Source organism: Acinetobacter sp. YH01019 (assembly GCF_013420285.1).
GTDB classification, from domain to species: Bacteria; Pseudomonadota; Gammaproteobacteria; order Pseudomonadales; family Moraxellaceae; genus Acinetobacter; species Acinetobacter gandensis.
Genome location: NZ_VOYM01000192.1, coordinates 1 through 1,212 on the forward strand (window position 1 = coordinate 1; position 1,212 = coordinate 1,212).

General features: G+C 39.5%; 1 protein-coding gene. It reads left to right on the forward strand.

Features of this window, described 5'->3' with window-relative positions; translation table 11 throughout:
• The first annotated feature begins 135 nt into the window (after positions 1 to 135).
• Positions 136 to 1,194, forward strand: a complete 1,059-nt coding sequence (locus FTT84_RS17885; protein WP_180082040.1) for an RNA-guided endonuclease TnpB family protein — start codon at positions 136 to 138, stop codon at positions 1,192 to 1,194.
• The last annotated feature ends 18 nt before the right edge of the window (positions 1,195 to 1,212 follow it).

Sequence of the window (1,212 nt, forward strand, 5' to 3'; positions counted from 1 at the left end):
TTTTATCACTTGGAGCGTAAAACCTCGTGGTTCAGCACGAGGATATAAGCGACTGGCGTAAGCCATACGACATGGAATGTCGTATTAAATATCTTTGTTGTTCATTACTTAAAATATTATTGTTAAAATAAGCACATGAAAACACTTAAACTCCGCATAAAAGACAAACACGCAAAGGTGCTGATTAAATTAGCATCTGAGGTGAACTTTGTTTGGAATTATGTGAATGATTTAAGTTTTAAGCACCTAAAAAGAAAAGGTGAATTTCTATCTGCATTTGATATTGCTCAATACACCAAAGGCGCATCTAAAGAGTGTGGTTTGCACAGCCAAACCATTCAGGCTGTCACCGAAGAATTAGTCACACGCAGAAAGCAGTTTAAGAAAGCCAAACTCAAATGGCGTGTTAGCAACAAGAAGTCAGCAAGAAAATCACTTGGATGGATACCGTTTAAGAAAGTAGCGATCAAATACGCTGATGGATATGTTCAATATGGTAAACATCAATTCAAGCTATGGGATAGCTATGGATTAAGCAAATATGCTGTTAGAACTGGTTCATTTGTTGAGGACAGCCGTGGGCGTTGGTACGTGTGCCTTGTGGTCGATTCATCGAATCAAGAAAAACCAACAGCAACCAAAGCCATAGGTATTGATCTAGGTTTAAAAGATATTGCAACCTGTTCTGATGGTACGGTTATTTCAAACCCCAAGTTCTATCGCCAATACGAAAAGAAATTAGGTATTGCTCAACGAGCAAGGAATAAAAAACGTGTACGTGCATTACACGCCAAGATTGCAAATTGCCGTAAAGACCATTTGCATAAGGCAAGTACATTACTTGTTAAAAATAATGCACTCATAATTGTAGGTGACTTAAGTGCCAAAAAGCTTGTAAAAACTAAAATGGCAAAGTCTGTTTTAGATACAGGGTTTTCAGCACTAAAAACAATGCTCAAGTATAAATGCGAGAACGCAGGGGTAATGTTTGAAGAAGTCAATGAAGCCTATACCACCCAAATCTGTTCGTGCTGCGGTGAGATCACCTCAAGTAGTCCGAGAGGTAGGACAGGTCTTGGAATAAGAGAATGGTCATGTGAGTGTGGTGTCACTCACGATAGGGACTTAAATAGTGCCATGAACATTCTTGCGCTTGGGCATAAGCGTCTAGCTGTAGGAATCACCTCCGTTTAAGGGAGGTGAGGATGTCAA

Bases quoted from the DNA above. Each gene is read 5' to 3' on its own strand.
- FTT84_RS17885 (WP_180082040.1), top strand. From the start codon at position 136: ATGAAAACACTTAAACTCCGCATAAAAGACAAACACGCAAAGGTGCTG.